Here is a 13,781-nt window from a genome sequence, read left to right on the forward strand (position 1 = left end):
ACACCCGCACCCCACCAGCTGAGACGGCCTCCACCATGCCCAGCCGAGGTCGTTCGACATCCCAGCTGAGACACCTCTGAGGAGACAGTGCTGTGACCGGGATCAAGACGACCGGCGAGAAGAAGTTGATGTTCTTCTCCGGCCGCGCCCACCCCGAGCTTGCCGAGGAGGTCGCCCAGTGGTTGGGGGTCGGGGTTGTCCCGACGAAGGCCTTCGACTTCGCCAACGGTGAGATCTATGTCCGTTATCAGGAGTCGGCGCGCGGTGCGGACTGCTTCGTGATCCAGAGCCACACGGCTCCGATCAACCAGTGGATCATGGAGCAGTTGATCATGATCGACGCGCTGAAGCGTGCGTCGGCCCGCTCCATCACGGTCATCGTGCCCTTCTACGGTTACGCCCGGCAGGACAAGAAGCACCGTGGCCGTGAACCGATCTCGGCGCGTCTGATCGCGGATCTGATGAAGACCGCGGGTGCGGACCGGATCCTTACCGTGGACCTGCACACCGACCAGATCCAGGGCTTCTTCGACGGGCCGGTCGACCACCTCTTCGCGCTTCCGCTCCTCGCGGACTACGTGGGCCGCAAGGTCGACCGCGAGAAGCTGACCGTCGTGTCGCCGGACGCCGGCCGGGTGCGGGTGGCCGACCGCTGGTGCGACCGTCTCGGTGCCCCGCTCGCCATCGTGCACAAGCGGCGGGACAAGGACGTGGCGAACCAGGTGACCGTCCACGAGGTCGTGGGTGAGGTCAAGGGGCGGGTGTGTGTCCTGGTCGACGACATGATCGACACGGGCGGGACCATCTGCGCCGCCGCCGACGCGCTGTTCGCGCACGGCGCCGAGGACGTCATCGTCACCGCGACGCACGGTGTGCTGTCCGGTCCGGCCGCGGACCGGCTGAAGAACTCCCGGGTGAGCGAGTTCGTGTTCACGAACACGCTGCCGACGCCGGGTGAGCTGAGCCGGGACCTGGACAAGCTGACGGTGCTGTCGATCGCGCCGACGATCGCGAGTGCGGTACGTGAGGTGTTCGAGGACGGTTCGGTGACGAGCCTCTTCGACGAGCAGTAGAGATCTGCCGTAGAGATCCTTTTGGGTGCGGCCTCCCTGTCCGAGTAGACTGCTTCAGTTGCTCGGCGAGGGAGGCCGTACCTGTTCGCTCAGGTGTCGGCTGTCCGTTATCGACGCGCTCTTCGTAGCAGGCCGTTCGTGGCCGGGTGACCACGTCCGTCTCTAGTTCTACGAGGAGTGATCCGTATGTCCGAGGTCAAGATCGCCGCTGAGACCCGTACCGAGTTCGGTAAGGGTGCCGCCCGTCGTATCCGTCGTGACAGCAAGGTCCCCGGTGTCCTGTACGGCCACGGCTCGGACCCGCTGCACCTCACGCTTCCGGGCCACGAGCTGCTGCTCGCGCTGCGTACGCCGAACGTCCTGATCGCGCTGGACATCGACGGCAAGACCAACGAGCTGGCGATCCCGAAGGCCGTGCAGCGCGACCCGCTGAAGGGCTTCCTGGAGCACGTCGACCTGCTGCTGGTCAAGCGCGGCGAGAAGGTCACGGTCGAGGTCCCGGTGCACACCGAGGGCGAGCTCGCCGCCGGTGGCAACCTGCTGGAGCACGTCCTGAACGCGCTGCCGGTCGAGGCCGAGGCCACCCACATCCCCGAGTCGGTCACCGTGTCCATCGAGGGTCTTGAGGCCGGCGCCTCCGTCCTGGCCAAGGACATCACGCTGCCGAAGGGCACCACGCTGGCCGTCGAGGAGGACGCCGTCGTCCTCCAGGTCCTGGCCGCGCAGGCCGAGGAGGCCCCGGAGGGCGAGGCCGCCGAGGGCGAGGCCGTCGCCGAGGCCTGATCCTCGGCTCTGCCATCGGTTCGTCAGCCGCTGTTCCCACCGGGGGCAGCGGCTGGCGCGTCTCACAGCCCCCGGGAAGCACAGCAAGGAGACATGGACGTGACGACCGACCCGAGCGCCCCCTGGCTGATCGCCGGCCTCGGCAATCCGGGACCCGAGTACGCCAGGAACCGGCACAACGTCGGGTTCATGGTGGCGGATCTGCTGGCCGAGCGGATCGGGGCGAAGTTCAAGCGGGCCGGCAAGGCCCAGGCGCAGGTGGTCGAGGGGCGGATCGGGCCGCCGGGGCCGTTGAACCGGCGGGTGGTTCTGGCGAAGCCGATGTCGTACATGAATCTCTCGGGTGGTCCGCTGACCGCTCTGCGGGACTTCTACAAGGTGCCGGTGGGCAACATCGTGGCCGTGCACGACGAGTTGGACATCGACTACGGCGTCCTGCGGTTGAAGCTGGGTGGCGGTGACAACGGGCACAACGGGCTGAAGTCGATGACGAAGGCGATGAGCGCGGAGTACCACCGGGTGCGGTTCGGGATCGGGCGGCCTCCGGGACGTATGCCGGTGGCGGACTTCGTGTTGAAGGACTTCTCCTCGGCGGAGCGCAAGGAGCTGGACTACTTCGTGGACCGGGCGGCGGATGCGGTGGAGTGCCTGGTGATCGAGGGGCTGGAGCGGGCGCAAAGCACGTACAACTCGTGACTTGTCGGGGCGGTCGGCCGGGCCGAGGTTGACCCGGCGTAGGGGCATGGCCAAGGATCGCGGCCATGCCTTCTGCCGTTGTCTCCAGTCAGGGCGCTTTCTCCGCGCTGCGGTTCGGGCGGTTCGCGGCGATGGGTACGGTCGCGGTGCTGATTCTGATCGCGGGCGTGTGGGCGTCGTGGGGCAGTGCCCAGCACGTGATGCTCACCAAGGGCCGGGAGAGCGGCACGATCAAGGTGACCCGGTGTGGCGCGGACACCTGCAGTGGGCCGTACACGCCGATTTCGGCGGGGTCGCAGCCGCGTGGGTCGGTCGTCATCGAGAAGAACGCGGCGGTACGCAAAGGGCAGACGTACACGGTCGTGGTGAAGCCGGGCAGTGACGACGTGGTGCGTTCGGGGCCCGGCGGCGTGCTGTACGCGTGGGTGCCGATGGGTGGCGCGCTGCTGCTGGCGTCGGTTGTCGTGGCAGGCGGGCTGCGGCGGACGCGGGTGGCGTGGGTGCTGGCGGGGTCCGGCGTCGCGCTGCTGACAGCGGCGTTCCTGGCGGTCTGAGGTTCCGCGGTTCTCGCCGCCCTCCTCCCCGGCTGTGGAGGATCTGTGTGTTGTCTGTTCGTGATTGACCGGGGGTCAGTGCGGGCTGGATGCTGAGCCGCCCCCTCCACATCTTCCCGTTCCTTCTCGAAGATGGACTACTGCCTCATGCGTACCCTCAACCGCGTCGGCGCCCTGTCCGCCGTCGCCGCGGCCGCGCTGCTGTCCGCGCCGGCCGCCGCCCACGCCACAGCGACTGCCTCCGGCCCTGGCGACAACGGCACCGTGAAGATCCATGACGCCTCCACTGGCGAGGAACTGCGCAGGAACGAGCCGCACGTGTGCGAGTTCTACCTGGACGCGTTCGGTTTCGACAGCGTGCAGCAGGTCTCCTGGCACATCGAGGCATGGGCCCCGACGGCCGCGGTCAAGGGCGAGACCGTGAAGTCCGGTGCGATCACGCTGGACGGCGCGGGCCATGGCCGTACGGCGGACATGACGCTGCCCGACGGCCACTACAAGCTGTTCTGGAACTTCGAGGGGGAGAAGGGGTCCGCCAAGCACAAGGTGTTCTGGACGGACTGCGAGGACGAGGAGCCGGGCGGCGGCACGCCGTCCGCGTCGCCGTCCCCCTCCGAGACGCCGGGCGACTCCACGACCGAGCCCTCCGCGAGCCCCTCCGCACCGGACGAGGCCGCCGCGTCGCCGTCCCCGTCGCCGCAGGGCGGTGCGGGCGACCTCGCCGAGACCGGGAACGGGGCGCCGGTGGGCCTGCTGTCCGCGGCCGCCGCGGCGCTGCTGGGTGCGGGCGGGTACCTGGTGTTCCGGCGTCGCAGGGCCTGACGGCCGGCGTGAACGAACGGTGCCCCCGTGCTCGTACGCAGCACGGGGGCACCTCTCTTTTCGCTGGTCAGCTCTTTTCGCTGGTCAGCCGGTGTTGCGCAGGCCGGCTGCCACGCCGTTCACGGTGAGCAGCAGGGCACGGGCGAGCAGCGGGTCCGCCGTCTCGCCCGCGGCGGCCGCGTCACGCTGGCGCTTGAGGAGGGTGACCTGGAGGTAGGAGATCGGGTCCAGGTAGGCGTCGCGGATGGCGAAGGTCTGCTTGAGTACCGGCTGGGCGTCGAGGAGTTCCTGCTCGCCGGTGACCTTGAGGACCTCGGCGACGGTCAGGTCGTGTTCGGCGCGGATGGCGTCGAAGACGTGCTTCAGCTCGTCCGGCACCAGCGTGTCGACGTAGTGGGCGGCGATCCGCAGGTCCGTCTTGGCGAGCGTCATCTCGACGTTGGAGATGAAGTTGCGGAAGAAGTGCCACTGCTGGTGCATCTCGTCGAGCACGCCCTCTCCTCCCAATGTTGCAGTGAGGCCGGCCTCGCGCAGCGCCTTCAGCCCCGATCCCACGCCGAACCAGCCGGGGACGATCTGCCGGGACTGGGTCCAGCCGAACACCCACGGGATGGCGCGCAGTCCGTTGAGCGAGAACACCGAGCCGGGGCGGCGGGAGGGCCGCGAGCCCAGGTGCAGGTCGGCGAGCTGGTCGACCGGCGTGGAGGCGAGGAAGTACGTCGGCAGGTCGGGGTCCTCGACGAGCCTGCGGTACGCGGCCTCGGCGGCGTCGCTGACCACGTCCATGGCCGCGTCCCAGCGGGCGAGCGCCTCGACGGACTGGCGCGGCGCGGTGTGCAGGGCGGAGGCCTGGAGGGTGGCGGCGACCGTCAGCTCCAGGTTCTCCCTGGCCAGCGAGGGCACGAGGTACTTGTCGGAGATGACCTCGCCCTGCTCGGTCACCTTGATCTCGCCCTCCAGGGTGCCCCAGGGCTGGGCGAGGATCGCGTCGTGCGAGGGGCCGCCGCCGCGGCCGACGGTGCCGCCGCGGCCGTGGAAGAGGCGCAGCCGGACGCCGTAGCGGTGGGCGACGTCGCGCAGGCGGCGCTGGGCGCGGTGGATCTCCCACTGCGAGGTGGTGATGCCGCCGAACTTGGAGGAGTCGGAGTAGCCGAGCATGACCTCCTGGACGTCCCCGCGCAGGGCGACGAGCCGGCGGTACGACGGGTCGGAGAGCATGTCCTCCAGGATCGTGTCGGCGGCCTTCAGCTCGTCCGTCGTCTCCAGGAGCGGGACGATGCCGATCTTGGCCCAGCCGGCGTGCAGGTCGACGAGACCGGCCTCGCGGGCGAGGACGGCGGCCGCGAACACGTCGTCGGCGCCCTGGCACATCGAGATGATGTACGACTCGATGACCTCGGGTCCGAAGACGGCCAGGGCCCGCTTCACGGTCTGGAACACGCCGAGGGTCTTCTCGCCGGCCGCGTCCACGGGCGCCGGGGTGGACGCGAGGGGGCGCCGTGACCTGAGCTCCTTGGCGAGGAGCTTGGAGCGGTAGTCGCGGGGCATGTCGGCGTAGCGCCAGGACTCCTCGCCGAGCCGGTCGAAGAGCTGGCCGAGCGCGTGGTGATGGGCGTCGGCGTGCTCGCGGACGTCCATGGTGGCGAGCTGGAGGCCGAACGCGGACAGCGTGCGGATCGTGCGGTTCATGCGGCCGTCGGCGAACAGCCCGCCCCGGTGCTCACGCAGCGAGGTCTGGATCAGCGTGAGGTCCGTCAGCAGCTCGCCGGTGCCGAGGTAGTCGCGTCCGTCCGCGTGCGGGATGCCCTTGGCGAGGCGCTCCTTGGTGTTCTCCAGCTTCTGCCGGATGCAGGTGGCCTTGAGCCGGTAGGGCTCCTCGGCGTTGAGGCGCTTGTAGCGGGGGCTGATCTCGGGAAGGGCTTCGAGGTCGGCCTGGAGGGACTCCAGGAGTTCCTCGGTGGCGCCGGTGTAGCGGATGGAGTTCGACAGGAAGCCGCGCAGCTCGTCGATCATCTCCAGGGCGTCGTTGATGCCGTGCTCGTGCTGGAGGATCAGGACGTCCCAGGTCACCTGCGGGGTGACGTTCGGGTTGCCGTCGCGGTCGCCGCCGATCCAGGTGCCGAAGGTCAGCGGGCGGGTGGCGTCGGGGAGCTTGTGGCCGACGCGCTCCAGCTCCGCCGTGAGGTCCTCCAGGACGTCGCCGACGGCGCCGGCGTGGAGCTCGTCGAGGTAGTAGATGGCGTTGCGGGCCTCGTCGGCGGGCTCGGGACGTACGACGCGCAGCTCGTCCGTCTGCCATACGAGGTCGATGTTCTCCGCCAGTCGGGTGTCGTGCCGGCGGCGGTCACCTTCGAGGACGGGGGTCTCCAGGAGCGCGGCGATACGCCGGAGCTTGTTGAGGACCGAGCGACGGGCCGCCTCGGTGGGGTGCGCGGTGAAGACGGGGCGGACGTTGAGGTGCTCGACCGTCTGGCGCAGGTGCTCGGGGTCGGCGTCCTTGAGCCGGTCGGCCGTACGGGCGAGGAGACCGCCCTCGGCGGCGCGCCGGGCCCGCAGCTCACGGCCACGGTGCACCTGCTCGGTGACGTTGGCCAGGTGGAAGTAGGTGGAGAAGGCGCGGACCAGCTTGGCCGCGGTGTCCAGCTCCGTTCCGCGGAGGAGTTCGGCGGCGGCCTCGCCGTCCTCGCGGGTGAGACGGCGGACCTTTTCGACGAGCTCCAGCAGCTCGGGGCCCTCCTGGCGGACCAGGGTCTCGCCGAGCAGGTCACCCAGTCGGCGGATGTCGGCGCGCAGCTCGGTGCTGGTGGTCGCCTGGGGCACAGTCTGGTCGTCGGCACTGCTCACAGGTGCGGCTCCTTGCAGTGTTGAAGCTCGTCTGGAGGGAACCCGGCACAGGTGTCGCGCGGCGGGCGCCGCATACGGCTCCTGGCATCCGGGAAGAAATCAGAGCGGACCGCGCTGTCCGACCGACTCCCAGGATAGGTGTCCATGCGGACGCGCAGACTCGCGGGCTCTTGCCGCCGGGCGCCGCACTGCCATACTTACGACGCCGTAGGTTACGGAACCGTAGGGACCGAAGTAACGGAACCTGGGAACACTTCCCGCGACCCGGCACCTGCCACAACCCTCGAACCCCACAGGGGACGCCCATGACCACGAGCTCCGATGTGATCGAAGACGCCCCGGAGGCGCACGACGACACCCGACTTCCCTCAGCCACGCTCGGCGGCGAGAAGAAGGGGTCGGTCGAGCAGTTCGCGCTCCTCCTCTTCATCGTCGTCCCGTTCCTGGCGCTCGCTGCCACGGTGCCGATGGTGTGGGGCTGGGGCGTGAGCTGGCTGGACCTCGGTCTGCTGGTCTTCTTCTACTTCTTCGCCTGCCACGGCGTCACGATCGGCTACCACCGCTACTTCACCCACGGTTCCTTCAAGGCGAAGCGCCCGCTGCGCATCGCACTCGCCGTCGCGGGCTCGATGGCGGTGGAGGGCCCGCTGGTCCGCTGGGTCGCCGATCACCGCAAGCACCACAAGTTCTCCGACGCGGAGGGCGACCCGCACTCCCCGTGGCGCTACGGGGAGACCGTCCCCGCGCTGATGAAGGGCCTGTGGTGGGCGCACATCGGATGGATGTTCGACGAGGAGCGCACGTCGCAGGAGAAGTACGCGCCCGACCTGATCAAGGACCGGGCGATCCGGGCGATCTCCCGTCAGTTCCTCTGGTGGACGGTGCTGTCGCTGGCCCTGCCGGCGCTGATCGGCGGTCTGGTGACCATGTCCTGGTGGGGGGCGTTCACGGGCTTCTTCTGGGGCTCGCTCGTGCGGGTGGCCCTGCTGCACCACGTGACGTGGTCGATCAACTCGATCTGCCACGCGGTCGGCAAGCGCCCCTTCAAGTCGCGTGACCGCTCGGGCAACGTGTGGTGGCTGGCGGTCCTGTCGTGCGGCGAGTCCTGGCACAACCTCCACCACGCCGACCCGACGTCCGCGCGGCACGGTGTGGAGCGCGGGCAGATCGACTCCTCCGCGCGGATCATCCGCTGGTGCGAGATGCTCGGCTGGGCGTCCGACGTGCGCTGGCCGTCACGCTCGCGTATCGATTCGCGCCGGAACGCCGGGGAAGGCGGCTCTCGGCGCCAGAAGGAGCCCGCCGAGGCGGCATGATTGACGCCGTGGCGACCGACTCCAGCAGCACCCCCAGCAACGACAAGCCCCGGCGGGCGCGCCGTACCCGGATGACCGGTGCGGAGCGCCGCCAGCAGCTGCTGGAGATCGGTCGCACCCTGTTCGCCGCGAAGGGCTTCGAGGGCACGTCGGTGGAGGAGATCGCGGCGAAGGCCGGGGTCTCCAAACCGGTGGTGTACGAGCACTTCGGCGGCAAGGAGGGCCTCTACGCGGTCGTGGTGGACCGCGAGATGCGTCGCCTGCTGGACATGGTCACCAGCTCGCTGACGGCCGGCCACCCGCGCGAGCTGTGCGAGCAGGCGGCCTTCGCGCTCCTGGACTACATCGAGGAGTACACGGACGGCTTCCGCATCCTGGTCCGTGACTCGCCCATCCCCCAGTCGACGGGGTCCTTCGCCTCGCTGATCTCGGACATCGCGACCCAGGTGGAGGACATCCTGGGCCGCGAGTTCAAGAGCCGCGGCTTCGACCCCAAGCTGGCCCCGCTGTACGCGCAGGCCCTGGTCGGGATGGTCGCCCTGACCGGCCAGTGGTGGCTCGACGTCCGCCGCCCCAAGAAGGCGGAGGTGGCGGCGCACCTGGTGAATCTGGCGTGGCACGGGCTGGACGGGCTGGAGGCGAAGCCGCACTTGATCGGGCGCCGGAAGAACTGACGCGCGCGGCGCCCGGGGCATGGGTGCCGTTGCCCGAAGGCGCTCAGTGCTTGAAGGTGTCCTTGCCCTTCTCCTTCGCCTGCCGGGCGTCGCCCTTCATCTGGTCGGCCTTGCCCTCGGCGGTCATCCGCTCGTTGCCGGTCATCCGGCCCATGGCTTCCTTGGCCTTGCCCTTGACCTGTTCCTTCTTGGCGCGGGTCTTCTCTTCCTTCGCCACGTTCCTCACTCCTCACGAGGCTCGATGTCGGGGTCATCGATCGGGTGACCCTGTGCTGGGCCACTCAAACGGCGACCTGGGGGGTGGGACCCTTTGGACATGCCGAAGATCCCGGTCAGTGAGGCCGGCCCCGAGGTGATCGAAGATCTCGAAGACGCGTTGGCGGTCGCCGACTACCGGCGGCGCAAGGCCGAGGGCACCCTCGGAGAGGGCATCCCGCACGAGGAGGTCAGGAGGGTGCTCGGGCTGAGCCCGTGAGTTCCCGTCACCAGGCCGAGCCCGGCGCCTGAGCCCGGGCGCGGGCTGTCAGTCGACCGGCTCCAGGAACTCCAGCCGGTTCCCCACCGGGTCGTAGGAGAAGAACCGCTTGTGCCCCGGCAGGCGCTCGTCCCAGGTGACGGCCGCTCCCCGGGCCGCCAGTCGGGCGGCGTACGTCTCGATCGCGGTGACCCGCAGCCCGGGGTGGGCCTTCCTGGCGGGCCGGAAGTCCTCCTCGATGCCGAGATGCAGCTGCACGGGTCCCGTCTGGAACCAGCAACCCCCGCGCGCGGCGAGCACGGCCGGCTTGAGGATCTCCGCCATCCCGAGAACACCCACGTAGTACGCCCGCAGCCGTTCCTCGGAACCGGGCGGGGCCGCGAGCTGGACGTGATCGACGGCGGTGATCATCACCCTCCCTTGCAGGCCACGGCGAAGATCCGCCGGAACGGGAAGGGTGTGCCGTGCGCTCCGGACGGATAGGCCGCGCGCAGGGCCGCCCGGTACTCGTCGAGGAAGGCGTCCCGCGCCTCGGGTTCGTCGGCGAGGGCGGTGAGGACCGGCCGCAGTCCCGTCCCCTTCACCCAGTCCAGTACCGGATCCTCACCGGTCAGGAGATGGACGTACGTCGTCTCCCACACGTCCGCCGCGCAGTCGAGGTCGGTCAGGCGGGCCAGGTAGTCCTGCGGGGCGAGGACGGCGTCGTCGTGGCGCAGGGTGTCGGTGAGGCCGTGGCGGGGCGCGAGGTCGCGCATCAGCCGGTGGCTCGGGGCGTCGAAGTTGCCGGGGACCTGGAAGGCGAACGTGCCGCCGGGCCGCAGGCCCCGCACCCACTCCGCGAACCGCTCCACGTGCCCGGGCACCCACTGGAGGGTGGCGTTGCTGACGATCAGGTCGTACGGCTCGTCGGGCGTCCAGGTCCGTACGTCGGCGTGGGCGAAGTCGAGTCGGCCGCCGCCCGGGGTCGGCCCCTCGTGCTCGACGTGGGCCTGGTCGAGCATCTCGGCGGAGTTGTCGTAGCCGGTGATGTGGGCGCCCGGCCAGCGCTCGGCGAGCAACGCGGTGACGTTTCCGGGCCCGCAGCCGAGGTCGGCGATGCGGGGTCGGTCGCCGGGGAGGTCGGGGACGCGGGCGAGGAGGTCGACGAAGGGGCGGGCGCGGTGGCCGGCGTGACGCAGGTACTGGGCGGGGTCCCAGGTGGGGGTGGCAGTGGACATGGGGGAAGCCTCCTGACTGTCGCTCTCCAGCCTGCCCCCCAAAGTATCTTGACGTCAAGAGACTTCACGTCGACACAACCATTACACTGATCGTCATGGAGGACGAGGTCGATCGGCTGGTCGCAGCGTGGCGCCGGGAGCGCCCGGACCTCGACGTGGAACCACTCGAGGTACTCAGCCGGGTGAGCAGACTGGCCAGGCATCTGGACCGCGCACGCCGGCTCGCCTTCTCCGAGCACAGCCTGGAGCCCTGGGAGTTCGACGTGCTGACCGCGCTCCGGCGCGCGGGAACGCCGTACCAGCTCTCCCCCGGGCAACTCCTGACCCAGACCCTGGTCACCTCGGGCACGATGACGAACCGCATCGACCGCCTGGCCAAGAAGGGCCTGGTGGAGCGCCTCCCCGACCCCACCGACCGGCGCGGAGTGCTCGTCCGCCTCACGGACGAGGGCCGCGACCGCGCCGACCAGGCACTGGCCGGCCTGCTCGACCAGGAGCGCGCGATCCTCGCGGAGCTGTCGCGTGCCCAGCGGGGTGAACTGGCCGGGCTGCTGCGCCAGCTGACCGCGCCGTTCGACAACATTCCCGGCTAGTTCGGCCCCTACGCCAGCTGACCGCCCCGTTCGACCACGTCCCCGGACAGGTCGACCGGCCCGACCCCCGCCCGGCGGGCGAGCGCGACCGCGGCCAGCGTCGAGTGGACGCCCAGCTTGCCGAGGACGTTCTGCATGTGGGTGCGGACGGTGTGCGGAGAGAGGTACAGGCGCTCGGCGACCGCCTTGCGGCCCAGGCCGGCCACCATGCAGCGCAGCACTTCGCGTTCGCGCGGCGTCAGTGACTCGACCAGCCGTTCACTCTCGGTGCGGTGTTTGCGCGCGGCCGTCAGCTCCCGCAGGACGCCCGTGAGCAGGGCGGGCGGCAGATGGGTCTCGTCGCGCAGCACCCCGCGGATGACGGTGAGCAGCCGGGACAGTGAGCAGTCCTTGGCCACCCACCCGGAGGCCCCGGCCTGGAGGGCGAGCGCGGCCCGGCGCGGATCGTCCTTCTCGGCGAGGACGACGATCCGGACCGCCGGCTGCGCGGTGCGGACGCCCGCGACCAGCGAGATGCCGTCGACAAGGCCGTCCTCGCCCGCCTCCTGGACGGGCACGGCCGGACGGATGCCCTGGACGTTGCCGCCCAGGTCGGCGTCGACGAGCAGGACGTCGAACCGGCGCCCCTCGCCCGCCGCGCGCTCCAGGCTGCGCAGCGCGGCCGGGCCGCTGCCGGCGGCGGAGACCTCGACATCGGGCTCGGCCGCCAGGGCGGCGGCGAGCGACTCGGCGAAGATGCGATGGTCGTCGACGACCAGGACACGGATGCGAACCACGAAACCCCCTTCCCCACGCTCTCGAAGAGCAGGGGATACCCCATCGTCATAAGGACGACACCGGGAGACGATCATCGTCGCGGGCGCGACGCCCGAAGCGCGGATGACCGCACGGCCGCCGCCATGCAGGAACAGCTACCGCCACTTCGGGCGTCGTACCCGACCTGTCTCGCCCCCTGATCAGCACCGGCCCCCACCGGTGCCGTTCATCAGAGTACGGCTGGGGGGCAGGAGCGGAAGGTAATTTGCAGAACTGGTTGGCCGACGCGTTTATGGTGAGCCGCATGTTTCGTCTGGAGACAGAAGTCGACAAATCGCGGCACGATCTGCTCCGCCGGAGGCTGCTGCACACCAACACCGCGGCCTCGCCGGTCCTGCGCGCCCTGCGCGGAACCCCAGGTGAACGGGAACGTCCGCTCCAGGTCTGGGCGTTGGACGACTCCGGCGCGGTGGCGGGCGGACTCGTCGGTCACACTTGGACCACCTGGCTCCATGTCACGTACCTCTGGGTCGACGAACGCCACCGGGGCGCCCGTCTCGGTTCGCGACTGCTCGCCCGGGCGGAGGACACGGCCCGCGACGAGCGGGGCTGTACGGCCGTACGCCTGGAGACATGGGACTTCCAGGCGCCGGAGTTCTACAAGAAGCACGGGTACGACGTGGTGTGCGTGATCCCGGACTATCCGCCGGGGATCACGGAGTACACGCTGACCAAGCGTCTGGCGGCGGACTGAGCCGGGTCCGAAGGCGTCGCCGCCCCCGGACCCGAGTTCCACCAGGTCAGCTCACCCGCCGCGCCCCCGCGGCCGGCACCGCCTCGAACACCCGCGGTGCCGTGAACCCGGCGGCGGCGAAGGCCGCCTCGACGGCCTTGGTGATGGTCTCGACGTCGGCCGCCTCCGCCAGCACGATCGCGGAGCCGCCGAAGCCGCCGCCCGTCATACGGGCGCCCAGGGCGCCGCTCACCAGGGCGGTGTCGACGACCAGGTCGAGCTCGGGGCAGGAGATGCGGAAGTCGTCCCGCAGCGAGGCGTGGCCCTCGACCAGCACGGGGCCGATCGCGCGCGTCTCGCCCGACTCCAGCAGGGCGACGACCCGCTCGACGCGCTGGTCCTCGGTGACGACGTGGCGCACCAGGCGGACCACCTCCTCGTCGTCGCCGAGCCGGTCGAGCGCCGCGTCCAGGTCGTCGTAGGCGATGTCCCGGAGCGCGTCGACGCCGAGCAGCGCGGCGCCCTTCTCGCAGCCCGCACGGCGCTTGCCGTACTCGCCCTCGCTGTGGGAGTGCTTGACCTGGGTGTCGACGACGAGCAGCCGCATGCCCTCGGCGGCCAGGTCGAAGGGGATCTGCTTCTGGGAGAGGTCCCGGGTGTCGAGGAACAGCGCGTGGCCGGTCTCGCAGCACGCGGACGCCGTCTGGTCCATGATCCCGACCGGGGCGCCGACGTACACGTTCTCCGCGCGCTGGCACAGCCGGGCCAGCTGCCAGCCCTTCTGGCCCAGGTCGAAGAGGTCGTTGAGGGCGAGCGCGACGACGACCTCCAGGGCCGCCGAGGACGACAGTCCCGCGCCCGCCGGGACCGTCGAGGCGAGGTGGATGTCGGCGCCGGTCACGGCGTGCCCGGCCTGGCGCAGCGCCCAGAGAACGCCCGACGGGTACGCCGTCCAGGTCCGGTCCGACTCGGGCTCCAGCGCGTCGACGCGCAGTTCGACGACGCCGCCCTCGATGTCCGCCGAGTGCAGGCGCAGGACACCGTCGTCCCGCCGTGAGACCGCCGCGACCGCGGTGTGCGGCAGCGCGAACGGCATGACGAAGCCGTCGTTGTAGTCGGTGTGCTCGCCGATCAGGTTGACCCGGCCCGGCGCGGCCCACACCCCTTCCGGCTCGGCCCCGTACAGCTCCCTGAACCGCTCGGCGACCGCGGCTGCCGTGTCGACGCTCATCCCCTGACCCTGAC

Annotated in this window: 15 protein-coding genes and 1 pseudogene; 10 read left to right on the plus strand and 6 right to left on the minus strand. The window is 70.4% G+C overall.

The features are described from left to right. Window positions 1–92: 92 nt before the first annotated feature. The 5 genes from ACFU95_RS25275 to ACFU95_RS25295 all read left to right on the plus strand — a co-directional run bounded on the left by ACFU95_RS25275 (window position 93) and on the right by ACFU95_RS25295 (window position 3,928). Complete coding sequence (locus ACFU95_RS25275; protein ID WP_383831603.1) at window positions 93–1,073, plus strand: ribose-phosphate diphosphokinase; 981 nt, start codon at window positions 93–95, stop codon at window positions 1,071–1,073. 186 nt (window positions 1,074–1,259) lie between these two features. Continuing rightward, window positions 1,260–1,856 carry a 50S ribosomal protein L25/general stress protein Ctc gene (locus ACFU95_RS25280; protein WP_383831605.1) on the plus strand — a complete coding sequence of 199 codons (597 nt, stop codon included), beginning with the start codon at window positions 1,260–1,262 and terminating at the stop codon, window positions 1,854–1,856. Between the two features lie 93 nt (window positions 1,857–1,949). After that, window positions 1,950–2,552 carry an aminoacyl-tRNA hydrolase gene (pth, locus tag ACFU95_RS25285; RefSeq protein WP_383831607.1) on the plus strand — a complete coding sequence of 201 codons (603 nt, stop codon included), beginning with the start codon at window positions 1,950–1,952 and terminating at the stop codon, window positions 2,550–2,552. A 65-nt stretch (window positions 2,553–2,617) separates the two neighbouring features. Next, complete coding sequence (locus tag ACFU95_RS25290) at window positions 2,618–3,106, plus strand: hypothetical protein (protein WP_383831609.1); 489 nt, start codon at window positions 2,618–2,620, stop codon at window positions 3,104–3,106. A gap of 147 nt (window positions 3,107–3,253) precedes the next feature. Beyond that, window positions 3,254–3,928 (plus strand): LPXTG cell wall anchor domain-containing protein, encoded by a 675-nt coding sequence (locus ACFU95_RS25295; protein ID WP_383831611.1) that lies wholly within the window; start codon window positions 3,254–3,256, stop codon window positions 3,926–3,928. Window positions 3,929–4,012: 84 nt separating this feature from the next. Here ACFU95_RS25295 and ppc read toward each other — a convergent pair whose 3' ends face one another. Continuing rightward, window positions 4,013–6,772 carry a phosphoenolpyruvate carboxylase gene (ppc, locus tag ACFU95_RS25300; RefSeq protein WP_383831613.1) on the minus strand — a complete coding sequence of 920 codons (2,760 nt, stop codon included), beginning with the start codon at window positions 6,770–6,772 and terminating at the stop codon, window positions 4,013–4,015. A gap of 305 nt (window positions 6,773–7,077) precedes the next feature. Between ppc and ACFU95_RS25305 the strand changes: the two genes are divergently transcribed. Both ACFU95_RS25305 and ACFU95_RS25310 read left to right on the plus strand, forming a co-directional pair. Beyond that, window positions 7,078–8,088: an acyl-CoA desaturase gene (locus ACFU95_RS25305; RefSeq protein ID WP_383831615.1), complete on the plus strand. Its 1,011-nt coding sequence runs from the start codon at window positions 7,078–7,080 to the stop codon at window positions 8,086–8,088. After that, window positions 8,085–8,762 carry a TetR family transcriptional regulator gene (locus tag ACFU95_RS25310; RefSeq protein WP_383831616.1) on the plus strand — a complete coding sequence of 226 codons (678 nt, stop codon included), beginning with the start codon at window positions 8,085–8,087 and terminating at the stop codon, window positions 8,760–8,762. The genes ACFU95_RS25305 and ACFU95_RS25310 overlap by 4 nt, the downstream gene beginning before the upstream one ends. A gap of 43 nt (window positions 8,763–8,805) precedes the next feature. Here the strand turns inward: ACFU95_RS25310 and ACFU95_RS25315 are convergent, their stop codons facing one another. Then, complete coding sequence (locus ACFU95_RS25315) at window positions 8,806–8,979, minus strand: CsbD family protein (RefSeq protein ID WP_383831618.1); 174 nt, start codon at window positions 8,977–8,979, stop codon at window positions 8,806–8,808. Between the two features lie 129 nt (window positions 8,980–9,108). Here ACFU95_RS25315 and ACFU95_RS25320 point away from each other — a divergent pair. After that, a pseudogene (locus ACFU95_RS25320) lies at window positions 9,109–9,237 on the plus strand (type II toxin-antitoxin system prevent-host-death family antitoxin); the annotation flags it as partial. Window positions 9,238–9,285: 48 nt separating this feature from the next. Here ACFU95_RS25320 and ACFU95_RS25325 read toward each other — a convergent pair. Both ACFU95_RS25325 and ACFU95_RS25330 read right to left on the minus strand, forming a co-directional pair. Further along, window positions 9,286–9,648, minus strand: a complete 363-nt coding sequence (locus tag ACFU95_RS25325; RefSeq protein ID WP_383831620.1) for a glyoxalase — start codon at window positions 9,646–9,648, stop codon at window positions 9,286–9,288. Continuing rightward, the gene (locus tag ACFU95_RS25330; protein WP_383831622.1) at window positions 9,648–10,454 is read right to left on the minus strand and encodes a trans-aconitate 2-methyltransferase; all 807 of its coding nucleotides are present in this window, start codon (window positions 10,452–10,454) and stop codon (window positions 9,648–9,650) included. The genes ACFU95_RS25325 and ACFU95_RS25330 overlap by 1 nt, the downstream gene beginning before the upstream one ends. 95 nt (window positions 10,455–10,549) lie before the next feature. Here ACFU95_RS25330 and tamR point away from each other — a divergent pair, with 95 nt between their 5' ends. Beyond that, window positions 10,550–11,047 (plus strand): MarR family transcriptional regulator TamR, encoded by a 498-nt coding sequence (gene tamR, locus ACFU95_RS25335; protein WP_048583098.1) that lies wholly within the window; start codon window positions 10,550–10,552, stop codon window positions 11,045–11,047. 8 nt (window positions 11,048–11,055) lie between these two features. Here tamR and ACFU95_RS25340 read toward each other — a convergent pair whose 3' ends face one another. Continuing rightward, window positions 11,056–11,823 carry a LuxR C-terminal-related transcriptional regulator gene (locus ACFU95_RS25340; protein WP_383831624.1) on the minus strand — a complete coding sequence of 256 codons (768 nt, stop codon included), beginning with the start codon at window positions 11,821–11,823 and terminating at the stop codon, window positions 11,056–11,058. Window positions 11,824–12,095: 272 nt separating this feature from the next. On the opposite strand from ACFU95_RS25340, the gene ACFU95_RS25345 reads away from it, so the two are divergent. Beyond that, complete coding sequence (locus ACFU95_RS25345) at window positions 12,096–12,557, plus strand: GNAT family N-acetyltransferase (RefSeq protein WP_383831788.1); 462 nt, start codon at window positions 12,096–12,098, stop codon at window positions 12,555–12,557. A 46-nt stretch (window positions 12,558–12,603) separates the two neighbouring features. On the opposite strand, the gene galK is transcribed toward ACFU95_RS25345, so the two are convergent. Then, window positions 12,604–13,767, minus strand: a complete 1,164-nt coding sequence (galK, locus tag ACFU95_RS25350) for a galactokinase (RefSeq protein WP_383831626.1) — start codon at window positions 13,765–13,767, stop codon at window positions 12,604–12,606. Window positions 13,768–13,781 lie beyond the last annotated feature (14 nt).

It is taken from the genome of Streptomyces sp. NPDC057623, from assembly GCF_042800355.1.
In the GTDB taxonomy this organism is placed as follows: Bacteria; Actinomycetota; Actinomycetes; order Streptomycetales; family Streptomycetaceae; genus Streptomyces.

What these genes read in the sequence shown, in the direction of transcription:
- ACFU95_RS25280 (WP_383831605.1), top strand. Translation starts at nt 1,260, where the DNA reads ATGTCCGAGGTCAAGATCGCCGCTGAGACCCGTACCGAGTTCGGTAAG.
- pth (WP_383831607.1), top strand. Translation starts at nt 1,950, where the DNA reads ATGGACGTGACGACCGACCCGAGCGCCCCCTGGCTGATCGCCGGCCTC.
- ACFU95_RS25290 (WP_383831609.1), top strand. Translation starts at nt 2,618, where the DNA reads ATGCCTTCTGCCGTTGTCTCCAGTCAGGGCGCTTTCTCCGCGCTGCGG.
- ACFU95_RS25295 (WP_383831611.1), top strand. Translation starts at nt 3,254, where the DNA reads ATGCGTACCCTCAACCGCGTCGGCGCCCTGTCCGCCGTCGCCGCGGCC.
- ACFU95_RS25305 (WP_383831615.1), top strand. Translation starts at nt 7,078, where the DNA reads ATGACCACGAGCTCCGATGTGATCGAAGACGCCCCGGAGGCGCACGAC.
- ACFU95_RS25310 (WP_383831616.1), top strand. Translation starts at nt 8,085, where the DNA reads ATGATTGACGCCGTGGCGACCGACTCCAGCAGCACCCCCAGCAACGAC.
- ACFU95_RS25325 (WP_383831620.1), bottom strand. Translation starts at nt 9,648, where the DNA reads ATGATCACCGCCGTCGATCACGTCCAGCTCGCGGCCCCGCCCGGTTCC.
- ACFU95_RS25330 (WP_383831622.1), bottom strand. Translation starts at nt 10,454, where the DNA reads ATGTCCACTGCCACCCCCACCTGGGACCCCGCCCAGTACCTGCGTCAC.
- tamR (WP_048583098.1), top strand. Translation starts at nt 10,550, where the DNA reads ATGGAGGACGAGGTCGATCGGCTGGTCGCAGCGTGGCGCCGGGAGCGC.
- ACFU95_RS25345 (WP_383831788.1), top strand. Translation starts at nt 12,096, where the DNA reads ATGGTGAGCCGCATGTTTCGTCTGGAGACAGAAGTCGACAAATCGCGG.
- galK (WP_383831626.1), bottom strand. Translation starts at nt 13,767, where the DNA reads ATGAGCGTCGACACGGCAGCCGCGGTCGCCGAGCGGTTCAGGGAGCTG.